Here is a 14,087-nt window from a genome sequence, read left to right on the forward strand (position 1 = left end):
CAGCCCCCCAATCTTGGCGGGCCGCCGTGCCGCGGGGACTGACTTTTGGCTTCAGCCGGCATACATGTAATCGCGCGTCAGCGGCAGCGGGTTCGCTCCCGGGCCGCCGGCCTTGACGGCGAGCACCTGGTGCAGGGCGATCCAGTCCTGCTCGAAGCCGTAGGCGCAGCCGGCGAGGTAGGTGCGCCAGATGCGGTAGCGCTTCTCGCCCACCAGCGCCCGGAGCTGCGCGCCGTTGCGCTCGAATCGCCGGCTCCAGTGGCGGGCGGTGAGGGCGTAGTGGCGGCGCAGGTTCTCCACGTCGGTCGCCTCCAGCCCGGCGGCGGCCATCTCCTTCAGCAGGAATCCGATGTGCGGCAGTTCGCCGTGCGGGAAGACGTAGCGTTCGATGAAGTCGCCGCCGCCGAAGGGCGCCTCGGCCGAGTCCGGGTCGGTGGACGTGATGCCGTGGTTCAGGCAGACGCCGCCGTCGGCGAGCAGCTTGCGGATGACGGCGAAGTAGCCGCGCAGGTTCTTCAGGCCGACGTGCTCGAGCATGCCGACGCTGACGATGCGGTCGAATGCTTCATTCACATCGCGGTAGTCCTGCAGGCGGATGTCCACCCTGTCCGCCAGCCCCGCTTCCGCCACGCGCGCGCGCGCCAGGTCGCGCTGGTTCCGGGACAGCGTGATGCCGACGACGCTGGCGCCGTATTGCCGCGCCGCGCGCAGCGCCAGCGCCCCCCAGCCGCAACCGATGTCGAGCAGGCGCTGGCCGGGCGCGAGGCGGAGCTTCGTCAGGATATGGTCGATCTTGGCGAGCTGGGCCTGTTCCAGGCCGTCGTCCGGGCTGCGGAAATAGGCGCAGGAATACACCATCTCCTCGTCCAGCCAGAGGCGGTAGAAGTCGTTCGAGACGTCGTAGTGGTAGGCGATCGCCTCGGCGTCGACGCGCCGCGTGTGGCGCATCATGCGCGCGGCGTGGCGCACCTGGCGCCCGGCATGGGCGGAGAGCCGGGCGGCGACGGCGATGACGTCGTCGATGGTGCCCTCGATGTCGATCAGGCCGTCGACATAGGCCTGGCCGAGCGAGGCCAGCGAAGGGCGCAGCAGGCGGCGCAGGGCGGAAATCGACTTGATCTCGAAGGTGACGCGGGGCGAGGGGCCGAGGGCGGCCTCGCGGCCGTTCCACAGCCGCAGCCGCAGCGGCACGTCGTGGCCGCCCATGCGCGCGATGAAGTCGTCGAAGCGTCTTTGCCAGAACATGAGGCCCCCATTGGGTCAGCAGGCAAGGTCGGCAAAACAATCACCCCCGGCAGGAGACGCCGAAGGAAGAGGAGGACGATTCGTTTGGAATGTCGGCCGGCCGGTCAGGCAGGCCTTTTATGACAATATAGACTAGGAAACGGCCGGATCAAGCGGCCATTGCGCCGTGCCGCGCGGGCTGACTTTTCCCCTCGGCTTGTGCGGGGGCCGCTTCCGCACCGGCCTGGCGCCGGGCGCGGTGGGGGCGAGGCGGAAAACCTAGCCGCCCTTCGCCCAGGAATCCTTCAGCGTCACCGTGCGGTTGAATACGGGTGCGCCCGGCATCGAGTCTGTGCGGTCGGCGACGAAATAGCCGTGGCGCTCGAACTGGAAGCGCTCTTCCGGCCTGGCGTCCTTCAGCGCGGGTTCAAGGCAGGCGTGGATGACGTGTTTCGAATCCGGATTGAGGTCGTCGAGCCAGTCGCGCTCGCCGGCGCCGGGGTTCGGCACGCGGAACAGGCGGTCGTAGAGGCGCACCTCGCACGCGTAGGCGTGCGCCGCGCTGACCCAGTGGAGGTTGCCCTTCACCTTGTAGGCGTCGGCGCCCGGCGTGCCGCTCTTCGAGTCCGGCAGGTATTCGCAATGCACGGCGACGATGTTGCCGGCGGCGTCCTTCTCGCAGCCGGTGCACTTGACGACGTAGCCGTAGCGCAGGCGCACGCTGTTGCCGGGGAAGAGGCGGAAGTAGCCCTTCGGCGGGTTTTCGGTGAAGTCCTCGCGTTCGATCCACAGTTCGCGCGAGAAGGGCATGGCGCGCTTGCCGAGTTCCGGCTGCTGCGGGTGGTTGGGCGCGAGGCACTCCTCGGACTGCCCCGCCGGATAGTTGTCGATGACGAGCTTGAGCGGATCGAGCACGGCGACGCGGCGCAGGGCGCGCGCGTTGAGGTCGTCGCGCATGCATTCTTCCAGCACGCCGTAGTCGATCCACGAGTCGGCCTTGGCGACGCCGATGCGTTCGGCAAAGGCACGGAAACCCTCCGGCGTGTAGCCGCGCCGGCGCGCGCCGGCCAGCGTCGGCAGGCGCGGGTCGTCCCAGCCATCGACGTGCTTGTCCAGCACCAGCTGGATCAGCCTGCGCTTCGACAGGACGACGTAGCTGAGGTTGAGGCGGGCGAACTCGATCTGCTGCGGCAGCGGCTCCGCCAGCAGGCCGCCCTCGGCGAGGCGCGCCAGCAGCCAGTCGTAGAAGGGCCGCTGCGCCTCGAACTCGAGGGTGCAGATCGAATGCGTGATGCGCTCCAGCGCATCCTCGATCGGGTGGGCGAAGGTGTACATCGGGTACACGTTCCACTTGTCGCCGGCGCGGTGGTGCGTGGCCTTGCGGATGCGGTAGATGGCCGGGTCGCGCAGGTTGATGTTGCCCGAGGCCATGTCGATCTTCGCCCGCAGCACGTGGGCGCCGTCGGCGAACTCGCCGGCCTCCATGCGGCGGAAGAGGTCGAGGTTCTCCTCGACGCTGCGGTCGCGGTAGGGGCTGTTCCTGCCCGGCTCGGTGAGCGTGCCGCGGTTCGCGCGCATCTCCTCGGCGCTCTGCGAGTCGACGTAGGCGTGGCCGCTGCGGATCAGATACTGCGCCGCCGCGTACATGAAGTCGAAGTAGTCCGAGGCGAAGTATTCGTTATTCCCCCAGTCGAAGCCGAGCCAGCGCACGGCGTCGATGATCGAATCGACGTACTCCTGCTCCTCCTTCTCCGGGTTGGTGTCGTCGAAGCGCAGGTGGCAGGCGCCGGCATAGTCGCGCGCCAGGCCGAAGTTGAGGCAGATCGACTTGGCGTGGCCGATGTGCAGGTAGCCGTTCGGCTCGGGCGGGAAGCGCGTGCGGATCTTCGCGGTGTCCACGGGCGCGCCGGCGTGGACGGCGGCCGGGCCGGGCCGGCCGGCCCAGGTGACGCCGGCGTGCTTGCCGGCGGCGAGGTCGGCTTCGATGATCTGGCGGATGAAATTCGAGACCGGCGCCGCGGCGGGCGCGTTCTTGTCGTTGCTCATGATGCGGATATTTTACCGCGAGGCAGGGCGAAGCGCGGCGACGATGGCGAGGCCGGAGAGCAGGACGAAGGCGATCAGCGACAGCTCCGGCACCGACAGACCGAGGAAGGTCCAGTCGACTTTCGTGCAGTCGCCGTTGGCCTCGAACATCGCCGGCCACCATTTCGCCAGCGGCAGGCCGTTGAGGAATTTCTCTTCCGGGCTGATGCCGCACTCGGCGGCCTGCGGGTTGTAGGTGAGGTAGACCTGCCAGGCGGCGACCGCCGCGCCGAGCGTCGCCCACAAGTCGAGCAGGCCCGCGTAGAGCCAGCGCCCCGCGCCGGCAGGGCGATGGACCGCCGCGACGAGGGCGGTGACGCCGAACAGGATGTAGGCGATGCGCTGCATGACGCAGAGCGGGCAGGGCAGCAGGCCGATCGCGCCCTGCAGGTAGTACACGGCGAAGCCGACCAGGGCGAGGCAGCCGAGGCCGGCGGCGAGATGGACGTGGTGTGCCTTCATGGCCGCCATTATGCCTCGGCGGCCAACCGGCAGGCCCTAGGCTTCGCCGCGAGCCGGGTAGTCGTTCTTGACGACGAAGTCGAGCGCGCCGAGGATTTCCCGGAAATGCGGACGGGCAAACGGCATGGTCGAGACATTGCCCCAGTAAAGCGTGCCGTCGGGCCGCACGAGGAAGATGCCCGGTTCGCTGAACAGCGCCGGTTCCTCGATGCCGATGGAAGTCTTGCCGCGGCTGGAAGAGACATACAGTCCCCAGGCGCGGGCGGTGTCGAGCCCGAGGCCGTGGCCGACCGTCAGGTTGCCCAGGCCCCATTGCTCGCGGGCCGCGGCGGCGCGTTCGGCGCCGTCGCTGCTGACGGCGAGGATCGACACGCCGCGCGAGGCGAATTCCCCCGTCAGCTTGTCCAGTTCTCCCAGGTAGGTCCGGCAGATCGGACAATGCAGTCCCCGGTAGAAGACGATCAGCGTGAAGCGCTCGGGCCGCTGCGCCTCAAGAGCCCAGTCGCCGCCGCCGACGGTGGGCACGCGGAGCGCGGGAACGGGTTGTCGTGGCATGAGTCGGGGCATCGGGGTTTCTCCGGTCGGTGGGATCAGCCTGGACAGAGGGGCAGCGCCAGGGCCTGCAGGACCTCGCCCGTGTCGGGGTCCTCGATGAAGGCGGCCAGACCGGCCTTCCTGTAATCGATGTCGGCGCGCTTCAGCTCGCGCGAGAAAACGACATGGCCGTCGGCAGCGACGGCAATCGGCCCGAACCATTCGCGCACCACTTTATCGTGACGCAGCCGGGCGCCCGCGTTTTCGCCGGCGTGCACCTCGGTTTCCAGGCCGTTCTCGAAGACGGCGAGATAGGCCGCGGCACGGCCCTGGCGCGGCACGGCCCCGCCTTCCAGGCGCAGCGACCAGTTTCCGGCCGACTTCTCCTCGGCCGAGAGCGAAATCCTTGCCCGTGCCGGTTTCGCGGCGGCCTGCCCGATCCCCTGCATGACGGCGGCCGGCCGGGACCAGGCACGGAAGTCGCGGCCATCGAGCACCACCTGCGGCGTGTAGATGACGCGGCCGCCGGTGCGGCGCGCCACCTCGCGCTGGCGCGCGGAGAAGCGCGCATCGGCGAAGCGGTCGCGCCAGCCGATGTAGTCCCAGTAGTCCACATGCAGGGCCAGCGGCACCGCCGGGCCTGCCTTGAGGTCCGCGAGCCATCGGTCGGCGGGCGGGCAGCTGCTGCAGCCCTCCGAGGTGTACAACTCGATCAGCGGATTCAGGGTGGGGCCCGAGCCGGCACTGCAGGCGGCGGCCGCCTGGAGAGGCAGGCCGGCGACCAGTCCGGCGCACAGGGCAAGGAGTTTTCCCATGGGCTACTTCAATGGGAAGTCCGACAGGACGTAGTCTTTTCCCGTGGCGTGGCAGGCCGAGCAGAGCAGCAGGCCCTGGCCGGCATAGTCGGGCTTGGCGTCCGCTGCGGGAGAGAGCACCTCGTACCAGTACCAGCCCTTGCCGAGGCGGCTCTTCGCCCCGGTCTTCACCGAGACCGCCCAGCCCCGGATCGCTCCCTTGTCGTCGAAGAGCTCCTTGACGATGGCGCTGCCGGCCGGGTGATCCTTGTTGCCGGCGGCGAGCGAGGCCTGCATGGCGGGGTTGAGGTAGGTCTGGACCGTGACTGGATGGGGGCCGCGCGAGGGATGCGGCGCCGACTCGTGCGGCCAGCGCTTGTAGCCGCCGGACTGGAGGAAGCGGTTGAGGGCCTGGGACTCGGCAGGAGGCACGTCGCCGCCCGTGGCCTGGGCCGATGCGGCGGCAAGGGACAGCGCGGCGGCGCAGGCGAATCGGGCGAGGTGCATCTCACCCCCTCCAGCGCACGCGCTGGCGCACCAGTTCGTCTACCCTGCCCAGGGTGTCGGGCGAGTCGGCGATGACGGCGTAGAAGCCCTGGCCGCCGGGCCGCGCCACGGCGTTCCAGCCGCCGACCTGCGCCTGCTCCGACTCGGTCTTCATGCGCTTGGCCGGGATGAGGATCAGCGTGGCGAGCTTGCCGTCCTCGGTTTCGAAGACGATGTGCCAGCCGGTGCCCTCCGGCACCGGGCAGAGCTTCATGTAGCGCACCTTGCCGAGGGAAGCCTGCATCTCGCCGCCGAAGGTGTGCATGACGCGGCGAAAGAGCTCCGGGTCGGCGCTTCGCGCGGTGGTGAAGGATTCCGGCTCGTGCATGACGTGTTCGATGGCCAGCCGTGCGTAGTCCTGCGAGCCGAAGTCCTTCCATTGGTGCAGGCCGAAGGCGAAAGTCAGCGCCAGCGAGGCGGCGAGCATGCCGAGGCGCGGCGATAGGCGGAAACCGGTCTTGCGGCGCAGGACGATCCGCTCGGCCAGGCCTTCGGGCACCGGCACGTCGAGAACGGCGGCCAGGCGCATTTCGTTTTCGTCCACCTCCGTGGCGAAGCCACGGCAGGCGGCGCAGTCGTTCAGGTGCGCCAGGGCCTCGGGCGGAAGGTGGCGCGGGTCGGCGAGCTTGTCGCGGCGGAATTCGAGGCAGTTCATATCGACCTCCTTGCACGGTCGCTTGTTTCGAGATGGGCGCGCAGCGCCTGCCGCGCGCGGGTGAGGCGGGTCATGACGGCCCCCTCGGTGGTGCCGAGCATCTCGGCGATCTCCTTGCATTCGTAGCCGCCCAGCACCTGCAGCACCAGCGGCTCGCGGTAGGCGGGCGGCAGCCCCTCCACCAGCTGTTCCAGTTCGAGGTGCGCACCGGGCCGTTCGTGCGAGGGCAGCTCCAGGTCCTGCGGATCGTCGTCGCCGATGTCGAGGCGCTTGCGCTCGTAGAGGCGGGCGTGCTCGTTCCTGAGTATCGTGATGAGCCAGGGCTTCGCCGCGGCGAGGTCCTCCAGGCTGTCCCAGTTCTTCCATGCGCGCGCGAAGGTTTCCTGCACCAGTTCCTCGGCGACGAAGCGGTCGCGGGCGAGCCAGTAGGCGTAGCGGTACAGGTCGGCGCCGTAGGCGCGCGCGGCCTGGTCGAACTGGCGACTGCGGAAGGGATTCAGCATCGTGCGACTACTTTGCCAAAGTTTCCGCCTCCCGTCATCGCCGCGCGGCGCGCGATCCACGCGTCGAGGCTCAGGCGGCCCGGCCCGGTGAGCACCAGCGGCAGCAGCATGACGAGGAAGATCAGCGGCAACTTGTAGTTGCCCTGGCCCTTGTCGGTCAGCGCATAGCCCTGCGCCAGCTCGGCCAGGGTGTGCCATTCGGCCGGCCAGTGCACCGCGGCGATGGCGACGACGGTGAGGATGAACAGCGAGGCCGAGAAGAAGCGCGTGCCGAGGCCGATCAGCAGCGCGATGCCGCCGGCCAGCTCGAACCAGGTCGCCATCTGCCAGCTGATCTCCGGCGGCACGACGCTGAAGGGAAAGGGGAACTGCTCCCGGATGTCGCCGAACCAGTTTTCGCCGCGGAACTTCTCCAGGCCGGCCTCGAAGTATTCCCAGGCGAGGATCAGGCGCAGGCCGAGCGGGGCGAGCCAGGCGCCGGCGCCGTCGAGGAGGGCGAGCATTCGTTGGGCGAGTTGGATCATGGGCGTGCTCCGAGGATGGCGCCGGCTTCGCGCAGTTCGTCGAGGACGGCGGCGGCGCCGGCGACGACGGTTTCCGGATGGGGATGGGCGAGCTCTTCGGCGATGCGCAGGGCGGCTGCGCGGCCCGTCGGCGTGCCCTCCTGCAGCAGGGCGACGAGGCGCGCCGAGACGGGATTCAGTTCCATGAAGCCGACCGTGTCGTCGGCGCGGCGGAATACCAGCAGGTGCGTCGACGCCGGCTTGCGCGGGCGATGCGTCGGCCCGACCTTGTGCACCGGCCAGGCATAGGCGAGATTCATCAGCGCCGGCGCCAGCAGCGGACGGCCGTCGAGCAGATCGCCTGCCGCGTCGCAGGCCGGCGCGGCGGGCGCGTCCATGATGTCGACCGCCAGTTCGGCCCACTCGTAATGGGCGAGTTCCGCCAGCCAGGGCGGCAGGCCGTCCGCCGCTTCCGTCAGGTAGCGCACGAACTCGCGCGGGATCTCGCGGTAATGCGGCGTCCGGCAGCGCCAGTCGCGAAAGAAGGCGCGCACCAGGCGCGGCCAGCGGCGCGCGCCCAGCAGCGCGCGCGCCACCGGGAAGCAGGCGTTCAGGCTGTTCTCGATGTTGTTGTAGAGCAGCTCGTTGTAGACGCCCATGCGCCGCGCCGGCACGCCGGCGGGACGCGGCGCGCCGCGCGGGTCGCGCACGTGGAGGGCGAAGGCGAACTGGAAGCGCTGGAATTCGGGCAGCGGGGCGTTCATGACGCGGCCTGCAAAAAGTCAGTCCCCGCGACACGGCGCCGGATGTCCGCAATGACGCCGACTTCCTGCACCAGCACATCCAGGGCGGGAATGTTGAAGTCGCGCTCGAGGCAGGTCGGCAGCGGGCCGCAGAGGGCGTAGGCTTCCTCGAGCAGCGCCCACACCGGATCGATCACCGGCGCGCCGTGGGTGTCGACGACGAGGCCGTCCGGCTCGACGTAGTGGCCGGCGACGTGGATGTAGCAGGTGCGTTCCAGCGGCAGTTCGCGCAGGAAGGCGCCGGGGTCGAAGCCGTGGTTGAGGCTGTTGACGTAGATGTTGTTTACGTCGAGGTGCAGCAGGCAGTCGGCCTCCTCGATGACGGAACGGATGAACTCGATCTCGTTCATCTCGGCGCCGGGCGGGGCGACGTAGTAGGAGGCGTTTTCCAGGCCGATGCGCATGCCGAGGATCTCCTGCGCGCGGCGCACCCGTTCGGCCGTCCAGCGCACGGCGTCTTCGGTGAAGGGGATCGGCAGCAGGTCGTAGAGCTGGCCGTCGTCGCCGCACCAGGACAGGTGTTCCGTATAGAGCGTCATGCCGTGCTCGCGCATGAAGGCCCTGATCCGCCGCAGCAGCGCCTCGTCGAGCGGCGCCGGGCCGCCGAGCGAGAGCGACAGGCCGTGGCAGGCGAAGGCATGGCGTTCGGTGAAGGCGCGCAGGTCCTTCGCCGAGGCGCCGCCCAGGCCGAGCCAGTTCTCCGGGGCGATCTCGAAGAAATCGATGTTCGACGGCACCCCGGCCTTCAGGTCGGGGATGAGTTCCCGCCTGAAGCCGAGGCCGGCGCCGGAAATCCCGCGGGACTTCATGATGGCCGGGGTATCGGACGAATTACTTCTTCTTGTCCTTGTCGGCGCCGCACTTGGCTTCGCCGCACTTCCCGTCCTTCTTCTTGTCGCCGGCGGCTTTCTTGTCGGCGCCGCAGTTGGCGTCCTTTTTCTTGTCATCCATCTTCTGGTCGGCCTGGGCGAGCTGGTAGCCGGAAGACAGCTGGCTGGCGGCGAAGGGATTGCCGGCCGCGTGGGCGACCGGGGCGAGGGCGGCGGTGGCGGCGAAGGCGCTGCCGAGGGCGGCGGACATCAGCATCGTGCGTTTGCTCATTTGGTTTCTCCTGTTGAAGTTGGGGTGATCGGCGTTTTTTGCCTCTCGCTGGAATAGACCGGCCCGGCCCGGGAAAACTTACAGGCCTAAAGCATTTATTCTCCGGACGGAGGGCCGCGGCGCGGTACAATCCGGCCAAAATCCATGACAAACATGAACTTGGGAGCTTTTCTCGCCGTCGGCAGCGGTGCCGCATTTGGCGCCTGGGCGCGCTGGGGCCTCGGCGTGGCCCTCAACCCGCTGTTTCCCACCGTGCCGCTCGGCACCCTGGCGGCCAACCTCGTCGGCGGCTACCTGGTCGGCTTCGCCGTGGCGCTGTTCCACCACCACGCCGGCCTCTCGCCGGAACTGAAGCTGTTCCTCATCACCGGCTTCCTCGGCGGCCTGACGACCTTCTCCACCTTCTCCGCCGAGGTCGTGGCGCTGATCGAGCGCGCGCAGTACGGCTGGGCGCTGGCGGCGGCGGGCGGGCATCTCGTCGGCTCGCTGGCGATGACGGCGCTCGGCATCGCCACCTTCGTTGTGCTGGCCAAGTGATCTGCTAGTATTGATTTGTGCCGAAGGGAACAGGAGCGACAAATGACTGCTGCTGCGATCGCCGAGCTGTCCATAGCCGAGCGACTGAAACTGATGGAAACGATCTGGGATTCCCTATGCGCTTCGGAAGCCGGCCCGGATTCGCCAGCCTGGCATGGTGAAGTGCTGGGCGAGCGCATGCAACGTCTCGATAGCGGAGCGGATGCCGTTTCGGACTGGAAGGAAGCCAAGGATCGTATTCGCAACCAGGCCAAGGCCGGTTGATGCAGGTCAGGATCGCCCGTTCCGCCGAAACCGATCTGCTTGAAGGGTTTGCGTTCTACGAGAGGCAACAGGCTGGAATCGGCGATTATTTTCTCGATAGCCTGTTTGCCGATATCGATGCGTTGACTTTGTACGCCGGCATACATCCCAGGTTCGGCGACCGCCTCCGTCGCATGCTCGCGAAGCGGTTTCCGTTTGCCATCTACTACGAATTGCGGGACGACATTGCCACTGTCGTGGCCGTGCTCGATTGCAGGCAGAACCCGGCTTCCATTACCGAACGCCTGTCCCGTTCCTGAACCGCCGTGTCGTAGCGACTGACTTTCCGACGCGACAAGTGCACGTCAAATGAAATTCGACCCCGCAACCCGCCTGGCCGCGCGGCCGGCGATTGCCTACGACGACGAACTGCCGGTCAGCGCGAAGCGCGGCGAGATCGCCGAGGCGATCCAGAAGAACCAGGTGGTCATCGTCTGCGGCGAGACCGGCTCGGGCAAGACCACGCAATTGCCGAAGATCTGCCTGGAACTCGGTCGCGGCGCCCACGGGTTGATCGGCCACACCCAGCCGCGCCGCATCGCCGCCCGCGCCACCGCCACGCGCATCGCCCAGGAACTGAAGAGCGAGCTCGGCCGCGCCGTCGGTTTCAAGATCCGCTTCACCGACCGCGTCAGCCCCGACAGCTACATCAAGCTGATGACCGACGGCATCCTGCTCGCCGAGACGCAGGGCGATCCGCAGCTGCGGCAGTACGACACGCTGATCATCGACGAGGCGCACGAGCGCAGCCTCAACATCGACTTCCTGCTCGGCTACCTGAAGCAGTTGCTGCCGAAGCGACCGGAATTGAAGATCGTCGTCACCTCGGCGACGCTGGATGCGGAACGATTTTCCAAACATTTCGACGGCGCGCCGGTGATCGAGGTCTCCGGCCGCCTCTATCCCATCGAGATGCGCTGGCGGCCGCCCGCGGACAACGTCGACCTGCCGGAAGCCATCGTCGACGCGGTGGACGAATGCCACCGCAACGGCCCCGGCGACGTGCTGGTGTTCCTGCCCGGCGAGCGCGAGATCCGCGAAGCGGCGGAGGCGCTGAGGAAACATCACCCGCCCGGCACCGAGCTGCTGCCGCTCTACGCGCGCCAGTCGGCGCAGGAGCAGCAGCGCGTCTTCGCGCCGGCCAAGGGCCGCCGCGTCGTGCTCGCCACCAACGTCGCCGAGACCTCGCTCACCGTGCCGGGCATCCGCTACGTCGTCGATTCCGGCCTGGCGCGCGTCAAGCGCTACTCCCACCGCAACAAGGTGGAGATGCTGCAAGTCGAGGACATCGCCCGTTCCGCCGCCAACCAGCGCGCCGGCCGCTGCGGCCGCGTCATGAGCGGCGTCTGCATCCGCCTCTACGGCGAGGACGACTTCGCCAAGCGGCCCGCCCACACCGAGCCCGAGCTGCTGCGCTCCTCGCTCGCCGGCGTCATCCTGCGCATGAAGTCGCTTCACCTCGATGAGGTGGAGGCATTCCCCTTCCTCGACAAGCCGCTGCCCAGGATGGTGACGGACGGCTACCAGTTGCTGGACGAGCTGGGTGCCGTCAACGACGATCGCGAGCTGACGCAGAGCGGCCGCGAGCTGGCCAGGCTGCCGCTCGATCCGCGCATCGGCCGCATGATCCTCGCCGCGCGCGACGGCCACTGCCTGCGCGAGATGCTCGTCATCGCCGCCGCGCTGTCGGTGCAGGACCCGCGCGAGCGGCCGCAGGAGCAGGCCGGCACGGCCGACCAGGCGCATGCGAAGTGGCGCGGCGACGAGCAGCAGCAGCGCTCCGAGTTCCTCGCCTGGCTGAATTTGTGGAAGGCTTTCGACGCGGTGTGGACGCACGAGTCGCAGCGCAAGCAACGCGACTGGTGCCGCAAGAATTTTCTCAATTACCTGCGCATGCGCGAGTGGCGCGAGGTGCACGCCCAGCTGCACACCCTGTGCGGGGAACACAGCTGGCGCGAGAACGAGAAGCCGGCCACCTACGAGCAGGTGCACAAGGCGCTGCTGGCGGGCCTGCTCGGCAACCTCGGCCTGAAGAGCGAGGAGGAGGGCCACTACCTCGGCGCGCGCGGCATCCGCTTCTGGCCGCATCCCGGCTCGGCGCTGGCGAAGAAGGCCGGCCGCTGGATCGTCGCCGCCGAGCTGGTGGAGACGACGCGGCTCTACGCGCGCTGCCTGGCGAAGATCGAGCCGGAATGGCTGGAACAGGTCGGTGCCCACCTGGTGAGGAAGAGCGTGTACGACCCGCACTGGGAGAAGAAGACCGGCCAGGTGCGCGCCTGGGAGCGCGGCACCCTGCACGGCCTGGTGCTCTACGCCAAGCGGCCGGTGACCTACAGTCGGATCGACCCGGCGCTCGCGCGCGAGCTGTTCATCCGCGAGGGCCTGGTGCAGGGCGAGCTGCCGGACGAGATGGCGCGCCACGCGCGCTTCTTCCAGCACAACCGCAAGCTGGTGCGCGACATCGAGCAGCTCGAGCACAAGACGCGCCGGCAGGACGTGCTGGTGGACGAGGATCTCATCTTCGCCTTCTACGACGCCAAGATTCCCGCCGAAGTCGTGGATGTAGCGAGCTTCGAGCGCTGGCGCAAGGACGCCGAAATGGCCGAGCCGAAGCTGCTGTACCTGACACGCGAGCAGCTCATGCGACACGACGCCGCCGGCGTCACCTCGGAGCGCTTCCCGCCGCAGATGGAGATCCACGGCCGGCAGTATCCGCTCGCCTACCACTTCGAGCCCGGCGCCGAGGACGACGGCGTCACGCTGACCGTGCCGGTGGCGGCGCTCAACCAGGTGCCGGCGGTGCGCTGCGAGTGGCTGGTGCCTGGCCTGCTCGGGCAGAAGGCGGCGCAGTTCGTGAAGACCCTGCCGCAGAAGTACCGCCACCGCCTGCAGCCGGTCGACGACTTCGTCGCCGATTTCGCGGAAGAAGCGCACGAGGCCGACGAGCCCTTCCTGCGCGCCCTGACGCGCGCCGCCGAGGAGAAGATGCAGCTGAAGCTTCCGCTCGACGCCTTCAGGGCCGAGATGCTGCCGCCGCACTTCTTCATGAACTTCCGCGCCATCGACGAGCACGGCCGCATGCTCGGCCAGTCGCGCGACCTCGCCGCGCTGCGCAGCCGCTTCGCCGCGAAGATCGAGCAGACCTTCGCCCGCGCCGAAGTGAAGGAGGAAACTGCGGACGCCGCATTGCAGGGACTGACTTCCTGGAGCTTCGGCGAACTGCCGGAGATCATGGAGGTGAAGGCCGGCGGGCGCAGCGTGATCGGCTTCCCGGCATTGGTGGACGAGGGCGACAGCGTGGCGCTGCGCGTGCAGGACACGCCGGAGAAGGCGACGTCGGTACACCGCAAGGGCCTGCGCCGGCTCTTCGCGCTGGAGCTGCGCGAGCAGGTGAAGTTCGTCGAGAAGTCGCTGCCGCGCGAGCTGGGACTGCTGTTCATGGCCTGGGGCACGGAGGCCGAGCTGAAGGCCCAGATCGTCGCGGCGACGCTGGAGCGCACCTGCATGCTGGCGCCGCTGCCGGCGGATGCCGCGGCCTTCGCCAGGCGCAAGGACGAGGCGCGCGCGCGCATCAGCCTGGTCGGCCAGGAGATCGGGCGGCTGGTCGGTGCGATCCTCAACGAGAACGCCGCCCTGCAGAAGAAGCTGGCGACGATCAAGGCGCAGCCGGCGGTGTCGGATGACATCAAGGCGCAGTGCGCCGAACTGCTGCCGAAAGGCTTCGTCGAGGCGACGCCGTTCGAGCGCCTGGCGCATTTCCCGCGCTACCTGAAGGCGGCGGCGCTGCGCATCGACAAGCTGCGCGCCGACCCGGCGCGCGACGCGCGGCTGGCGCAGGAGTTCGCGGCATTGTATAAACCTTGGGAGCGCGAACGGCTGGCGCGGCGCAAGAGCGGCGCGCCCGACCCTTGGCTGGAGGATTTCCGCTGGCTGCTGGAGGAGCTGCGCGTCGCGCTGTTCGCGCAGGAACTGAAGACGCCGATGCCGGCGTCCGTGAAGAGACTGCAGAAGGCCTGGGAGAGCCGGCCGAGATAGGA

The 14,087-nt window shown here is 68.6% G+C and carries 16 protein-coding genes; 4 read left to right on the forward strand and 12 right to left on the reverse strand.

The annotated features are described in order from the left end of the window. Positions 1-51: 51 nt before the first annotated feature. From ROZ00_00535 to ROZ00_00590, 12 genes are all read right to left on the reverse strand, one after another. The gene (locus ROZ00_00535) at positions 52-1,245 is read right to left on the reverse strand and encodes a cyclopropane-fatty-acyl-phospholipid synthase family protein (GenBank protein MDT3734693.1); all 1,194 of its coding nucleotides are present in this window, start codon (positions 1,243-1,245) and stop codon (positions 52-54) included. A gap of 258 nt (positions 1,246-1,503) precedes the next feature. Then, positions 1,504-3,270: a glutamine--tRNA ligase/YqeY domain fusion protein gene (locus ROZ00_00540; protein MDT3734694.1), complete on the reverse strand. Its 1,767-nt coding sequence runs from the start codon at positions 3,268-3,270 to the stop codon at positions 1,504-1,506. A 12-nt stretch (positions 3,271-3,282) separates the two neighbouring features. Continuing rightward, positions 3,283-3,771: a disulfide bond formation protein B gene (locus ROZ00_00545; protein ID MDT3734695.1), complete on the reverse strand. Its 489-nt coding sequence runs from the start codon at positions 3,769-3,771 to the stop codon at positions 3,283-3,285. A 36-nt stretch (positions 3,772-3,807) separates the two neighbouring features. Next, on the reverse strand, positions 3,808-4,338 hold the full coding sequence (locus tag ROZ00_00550; GenBank protein ID MDT3734696.1) for a peroxiredoxin-like family protein: 531 nt from the start codon (positions 4,336-4,338) through the stop codon (positions 3,808-3,810). Positions 4,339-4,361: 23 nt separating this feature from the next. Continuing rightward, on the reverse strand, positions 4,362-5,120 hold the full coding sequence (locus ROZ00_00555) for a DUF1223 domain-containing protein (GenBank protein MDT3734697.1): 759 nt from the start codon (positions 5,118-5,120) through the stop codon (positions 4,362-4,364). A 3-nt stretch (positions 5,121-5,123) separates the two neighbouring features. Then, positions 5,124-5,606 (reverse strand): hypothetical protein, encoded by a 483-nt coding sequence (locus ROZ00_00560; GenBank protein MDT3734698.1) that lies wholly within the window; start codon positions 5,604-5,606, stop codon positions 5,124-5,126. Between the two features lies 1 nt (position 5,607). Next, positions 5,608-6,300, reverse strand: a complete 693-nt coding sequence (locus ROZ00_00565; protein MDT3734699.1) for a DUF3379 family protein — start codon at positions 6,298-6,300, stop codon at positions 5,608-5,610. Then, complete coding sequence (locus ROZ00_00570; protein MDT3734700.1) at positions 6,297-6,803, reverse strand: sigma-70 family RNA polymerase sigma factor; 507 nt, start codon at positions 6,801-6,803, stop codon at positions 6,297-6,299. Before ROZ00_00570 ends, ROZ00_00565 begins: the two co-directional genes overlap by 4 nt. Then, positions 6,797-7,327, reverse strand: coding sequence for a DoxX family protein (locus tag ROZ00_00575; protein ID MDT3734701.1), 531 nt, complete (start codon positions 7,325-7,327; stop codon positions 6,797-6,799). Before ROZ00_00575 ends, ROZ00_00570 begins: the two co-directional genes overlap by 7 nt. After that, positions 7,324-8,070: a putative DNA-binding domain-containing protein gene (locus tag ROZ00_00580; protein ID MDT3734702.1), complete on the reverse strand. Its 747-nt coding sequence runs from the start codon at positions 8,068-8,070 to the stop codon at positions 7,324-7,326. The genes ROZ00_00575 and ROZ00_00580 overlap by 4 nt, the downstream gene beginning before the upstream one ends. Continuing rightward, complete coding sequence (locus ROZ00_00585; protein ID MDT3734703.1) at positions 8,067-8,918, reverse strand: DUF692 domain-containing protein; 852 nt, start codon at positions 8,916-8,918, stop codon at positions 8,067-8,069. The genes ROZ00_00580 and ROZ00_00585 overlap by 4 nt, the downstream gene beginning before the upstream one ends. Positions 8,919-8,940: 22 nt before the next feature. Continuing rightward, a complete protein-coding gene (locus tag ROZ00_00590; GenBank protein MDT3734704.1) occupies positions 8,941-9,210 on the reverse strand; it encodes a hypothetical protein in 270 nt (89 codons plus the stop codon). A 153-nt stretch (positions 9,211-9,363) separates the two neighbouring features. Between ROZ00_00590 and crcB the strand changes: the two genes are divergently transcribed. Genes crcB through hrpA form a run of 4 tightly spaced genes read left to right on the forward strand, consistent with a single transcriptional unit; the run spans position 9,364 to position 14,085 of the window. After that, complete coding sequence (crcB, locus tag ROZ00_00595) at positions 9,364-9,747, forward strand: fluoride efflux transporter CrcB (GenBank protein MDT3734705.1); 384 nt, start codon at positions 9,364-9,366, stop codon at positions 9,745-9,747. A gap of 42 nt (positions 9,748-9,789) precedes the next feature. Next, positions 9,790-10,011: an addiction module protein gene (locus ROZ00_00600; protein MDT3734706.1), complete on the forward strand. Its 222-nt coding sequence runs from the start codon at positions 9,790-9,792 to the stop codon at positions 10,009-10,011. Further along, positions 10,011-10,310, forward strand: coding sequence for a type II toxin-antitoxin system RelE/ParE family toxin (locus ROZ00_00605; GenBank protein ID MDT3734707.1), 300 nt, complete (start codon positions 10,011-10,013; stop codon positions 10,308-10,310). Before ROZ00_00600 ends, ROZ00_00605 begins: the two co-directional genes overlap by 1 nt. A gap of 49 nt (positions 10,311-10,359) precedes the next feature. After that, on the forward strand, positions 10,360-14,085 hold the full coding sequence (gene hrpA, locus ROZ00_00610; protein ID MDT3734708.1) for an ATP-dependent RNA helicase HrpA: 3,726 nt from the start codon (positions 10,360-10,362) through the stop codon (positions 14,083-14,085). The last annotated feature ends 2 nt before the right edge of the window (positions 14,086-14,087 follow it).

Source organism: Denitratisoma sp., from assembly GCA_032027165.1.
In the GTDB taxonomy this organism is placed as follows: Bacteria; Pseudomonadota; Gammaproteobacteria; order Burkholderiales; family Rhodocyclaceae; genus Desulfobacillus.

Excerpts from the sequence above, each read along its gene's own strand:
- ROZ00_00535 (MDT3734693.1), bottom strand. The coding sequence starts at position 1,245 with ATGTTCTGGCAAAGACGCTTCGACGACTTCATCGCGCGCATGGGCGGC.
- ROZ00_00540 (MDT3734694.1), bottom strand. The coding sequence starts at position 3,270 with ATGAGCAACGACAAGAACGCGCCCGCCGCGGCGCCGGTCTCGAATTTC.
- ROZ00_00545 (MDT3734695.1), bottom strand. The coding sequence starts at position 3,771 with ATGAAGGCACACCACGTCCATCTCGCCGCCGGCCTCGGCTGCCTCGCC.
- ROZ00_00550 (MDT3734696.1), bottom strand. The coding sequence starts at position 4,338 with ATGCCCCGACTCATGCCACGACAACCCGTTCCCGCGCTCCGCGTGCCC.
- ROZ00_00555 (MDT3734697.1), bottom strand. The coding sequence starts at position 5,120 with ATGGGAAAACTCCTTGCCCTGTGCGCCGGACTGGTCGCCGGCCTGCCT.
- ROZ00_00560 (MDT3734698.1), bottom strand. The coding sequence starts at position 5,606 with ATGCACCTCGCCCGATTCGCCTGCGCCGCCGCGCTGTCCCTTGCCGCC.
- ROZ00_00565 (MDT3734699.1), bottom strand. The coding sequence starts at position 6,300 with ATGAACTGCCTCGAATTCCGCCGCGACAAGCTCGCCGACCCGCGCCAC.
- ROZ00_00570 (MDT3734700.1), bottom strand. The coding sequence starts at position 6,803 with ATGCTGAATCCCTTCCGCAGTCGCCAGTTCGACCAGGCCGCGCGCGCC.
- ROZ00_00575 (MDT3734701.1), bottom strand. The coding sequence starts at position 7,327 with ATGATCCAACTCGCCCAACGAATGCTCGCCCTCCTCGACGGCGCCGGC.
- ROZ00_00580 (MDT3734702.1), bottom strand. The coding sequence starts at position 8,070 with ATGAACGCCCCGCTGCCCGAATTCCAGCGCTTCCAGTTCGCCTTCGCC.
- ROZ00_00585 (MDT3734703.1), bottom strand. The coding sequence starts at position 8,918 with ATGAAGTCCCGCGGGATTTCCGGCGCCGGCCTCGGCTTCAGGCGGGAA.
- ROZ00_00590 (MDT3734704.1), bottom strand. The coding sequence starts at position 9,210 with ATGAGCAAACGCACGATGCTGATGTCCGCCGCCCTCGGCAGCGCCTTC.
- crcB (MDT3734705.1), top strand. The coding sequence starts at position 9,364 with ATGAACTTGGGAGCTTTTCTCGCCGTCGGCAGCGGTGCCGCATTTGGC.
- ROZ00_00600 (MDT3734706.1), top strand. The coding sequence starts at position 9,790 with ATGACTGCTGCTGCGATCGCCGAGCTGTCCATAGCCGAGCGACTGAAA.
- ROZ00_00605 (MDT3734707.1), top strand. The coding sequence starts at position 10,011 with ATGCAGGTCAGGATCGCCCGTTCCGCCGAAACCGATCTGCTTGAAGGG.
- hrpA (MDT3734708.1), top strand. The coding sequence starts at position 10,360 with ATGAAATTCGACCCCGCAACCCGCCTGGCCGCGCGGCCGGCGATTGCC.